The following is a 3,677-nucleotide window of genomic DNA, read 5'->3' as shown; positions in this document are numbered from 1 at the left end:
ATTCGATACAATTCCATTGCTGCGCAAATGTTTGAAAAGAGAAAAACGAAACAAAGATGATAAATAATTGCATCCTCATATTTTAACCTCTTATCTAATAACCCGAGCCAATTTTGGATTGTTTTTCACAATGTAAGAATGGGCAATATTTGGTATTAAAAAGGTCGTAGTATTTAAACCTCCAGCTCTTAGAACTGATGAAGCATATTGTGAACAATTGTTCGAAAATAAATTATATTTTCCGAAATTACCCCCCTCTCGCCTTGCTGCAGCTCTAATTAAATTATCTTGTTCTGGGGTTGTATCAAATGCAACTACTTTATTATATCTTTCTATTCGCTTATTTAGTTCTTCCTGATTAGCAAAATATTCAACTTTTACACCAGCCCTTACATCAACATTAGCAATTAAAGTACCAGCACTGGCTCCCGATGCTATTGCTGCAGAAGGAAGTGTAGGATCATTACTAATAAATGCCCCTGACACACCAGATACACTTCCAACAAATAAACCCATATCAGCATCAAGATGTTCAGAAGATAAAACTCCTTCTTCTCCTTCATTTACTATTCCCACTTCGTATAATTCAAAACCAGCGCTTTCTCCATTTTCGTTATATATTTCTACATACATTGCAGAATGACCTGCTAAAGGAACGGAATCGGAATCCGTAAGAAAGCCTGATTCCCTTCCATCCGGATCCGTATACTTCACCGGGTTATTCCCCGCGTAGTGATACAGCTGGAAGTTTACGACGTTGAAAATTCCGCCCATACCCGGCAAACTTTCGTTATGCTTCTTCGCTTCATCATTCACCGGCGCCATCGGTATGTAATCACTCACCGCCGGATCCGCACTCATCCACCTCGAGTACTTCGCATCGAGATACCGTGCACCGTAGTAATACAGCCCGGTCTCTTCGTCCTGCTCCTTCGCTGTAAACTTATACGGCAGGTAGCGCAAGCCTTCTTCATGCTCCGCCTTCTTCTCTACCCACAGATCCCCGTACGGCGTGTACTCAATGCGCTGGTATTCGTTGCCTTCATAGTCGGTGATGAGCTGTGCGCTTCCCAAGTGGTCGGGGTGGTAGTAATACTGATGATGCCACTCGTCGCTCTGTCCGTAGCTTGCTTCGAGTTTACTCGTCTGCTTCGTTACAACCCGTGTTTCGCCTAAGTATATGTGCTTTGAATACTGCCCTTCGGGTAATCCCGTATCCGTGTGCCACGTCCACATCGTGTTGAAGTAGAGCGTTTCGCTCGAATTGGACATCGTCCATTTGGCAGCTCTGTTGCCGTACGTCGCGCAAGCGCGCCGTTTGCGTAATTGGAAATGGTTATCTAGCGTGCCTTCGGCACCCGAGGCATCGGTACTGTACGCGTACCGTGTATCGTAGGCGGCTTTACAGCTCAAACACCATGATTTTGAGCCGCTGCTGAATTGTCAAAGAACAACACTGCAAAATATTTCATGGGAATATCTTGCAGGAAATATTTTTCAAATCGTTTTATTATAATGTACTAATGGCGAATTGTAAAATACTATTTGTGATTGTTATAAAATTATTTTACACCGTCAAAAAATCTCGGGACCCGCCTAAAAACGAGCTACTACAATCGTTAACCGATATTACATTTTTTTGCAAATATAAATAAAACAACTTAATAAGAGAACAAAAAGCCTTATAACTGCAAAATTTATGAGCCAAGTAATTATGAATATAAGATAATGATTTAGTGAAAATTTTCTGATAAAACTCCAAACCATTTTGTTATTATGATAAATCAATATTAATATGCCACAAACAAATACCTGAAATATCCAAGTTTTATCATTAATTTCCCTATAAATGTGCATTACTTTCATTCTTCCCTTCCTTAATTTAGTTTTCAATGCTATGTTCTTTTTTATGAGTTGTAAATTTATCATAACCAGCAGACACACCTTTGGAAGCGCCCTGCCCATAAACTTCGTTCATAACATCTTTTGTAAATTGAATTACACCTGCTTGTTTCGTTCCAGGCATTAGTCCTTTTCTAACATATTTATTCGGACCAACCTGCTTGTAGGGAATGTCATTCGGCTTATACCAGCTTGGTGTTTTTACATTCTTAGGAGGAGTTTTTGTACCTACAGAAACGAGTCCACCAGCTATTCCTGATTTTATCGCATTATCTTTTACATTTTTAGTAAGTGCTACTTTATCATCTGGATTAATTTTATTGTTTACAAAATTTTCAGCTATTGTTCCTGGAACGCTTGTAGCCGCAGATACAGCAGCATTTCCTGCAATTTGAATTCCCTTTCTTGCAATAGGACTTTTGGCTATTCCTGCAACTTTTGTTACAGCCCCAAGTCCAACTGTTGTTAATGCACCTGAAACAAAAGCCCCCACTATTTCGCCTGCATTTACATCAGTCCAAAGCTCAGCACCTCTTTTTCCCTGCAAATAATTTCCTCCAACTTGGAAAGCATAATCAATCCCAGCAGATATTAATCCCCCTATTATTGCGGCTCCAAATACACTCTCGCCATCGGGGTCTGTATACTTTACCGGATTATTATTGCCGTAATGATAGAGGTTTAGATTTAATACATTAAACGCTCCGCCTTCGCCTTTGGAACTTTGATCTAAATACTCCCCAACCGCCGGATCCGCGCTCATCCACCTACTGTACTTCGCATCCAAGTACCGCGCACCGTAGTAATAGAGCCCGGTTTCCTCATCCTGCTCCTTCGCAGTGAATTTATACGGCAAATACCGCAGCCCTTCTTCTTTTTCCGACTTCTTCTCTACCCACAGCTCTCCGTACGGCGTGTACTCAATGCGTTGATACTCATTGCCCTCGTAGTCGGTGATGAGCTGTGCACTTCCCAAGTGATCCGGGTGGTAGTAATACCTATGATGCCACTCATCGCTTTGTCCGTAGCTTGCTTCGAGTTTGCTCGTCTGCTTCGTGACGACTCGTGTTTCGCCTAAGTATATGTGCTTCGAATACTGGCCTTCAGGCAATCCTTTATCCGTGTGCCACGTCCACATCGTGTTGAAGTAGAGCGTTTCGCTCGACTTTGTCGCTGTCCACTTGGCAGCGCGGTTGCCGTCCGCTGCGTACGCATACCGTGTATCGTATACAGAGTTCACGCTCCGCATCAGAAGATTTCGGCTGTTCCATTCGTACCTGCGCTTATTGTTCGGTACGGGTTTATTGCCGCTCGTACCGCTCCCTCCCCACGGCCACGCCCATGCCCATGCCCATGCATAATCCGCTTCATAGATACTGTCCCCCGCTTCATTCATCTGCGTCGTTACAGTTACGGGCGTAAGCGTCGTCGTATCTTCGTCCGGAGCAACTCCGTCGCTCTCGGACGTTACGTTCCCGTTCGCATCGTATGTGTAGTAACGCCAGCCCTTTTGCTCGCTTCCCGCTCGAGTGAGGCGGTGTGCATAATCTGCGTCGTACTCGTATGTAAACTCATAATTTAAATCATCACCATTCTTTTTTTGCATTGCAGGAGTGATTATTTCAGAGCTCTTTTTCTGCGTCATGTTCTCGATTGCATCGAAAGAAATTATCCTTTTTTAAGAAAATCGCTCAAATACTGAAAAGAAAAAATAACAAATATAACAGCAGAAACAATTAAAACTATCACTTTGATTATTCTTTTCGGTGTAATAG

At 42.5% G+C, this 3,677-nt stretch carries 2 protein-coding genes; both read right to left on the bottom strand.

Annotation, left to right across the window (positions count from 1 at the left end; all coding sequences use genetic code 11):
* Positions 1-90: 90 nt before the first annotated feature.
* Complete coding sequence (locus tag JSQ97_RS13180; protein ID WP_205076359.1) at positions 91-1,272, bottom strand: RHS repeat domain-containing protein; 1,182 nt, start codon at positions 1,270-1,272, stop codon at positions 91-93.
* Positions 1,273-1,882: 610 nt separating this feature from the next.
* Positions 1,883-3,547: an RHS repeat-associated core domain-containing protein gene (locus JSQ97_RS12550; RefSeq protein WP_205076358.1), complete on the bottom strand. Its 1,665-nt coding sequence runs from the start codon at positions 3,545-3,547 to the stop codon at positions 1,883-1,885.
* Between the last annotated feature and the right edge of the window lie 130 nt (positions 3,548-3,677).

The sequence above is a fragment of the Treponema sp. Marseille-Q4523 genome, from assembly GCF_016901105.1.
In the GTDB taxonomy this organism is placed as follows: domain Bacteria; phylum Spirochaetota; class Spirochaetia; order Treponematales; family Treponemataceae; genus Treponema_D.
The sequence above is the reverse complement of the archived record's forward strand: the minus strand, read 5'-3'. Positions and strand labels throughout refer to the sequence as shown.

What these genes read in the sequence shown, in the direction of transcription:
- JSQ97_RS13180 (WP_205076359.1), bottom strand. Translation starts at nt 1,272, where the DNA reads ATGTCCAATTCGAGCGAAACGCTCTACTTCAACACGATGTGGACGTGG.
- JSQ97_RS12550 (WP_205076358.1), bottom strand. Translation starts at nt 3,547, where the DNA reads ATGACGCAGAAAAAGAGCTCTGAAATAATCACTCCTGCAATGCAAAAA.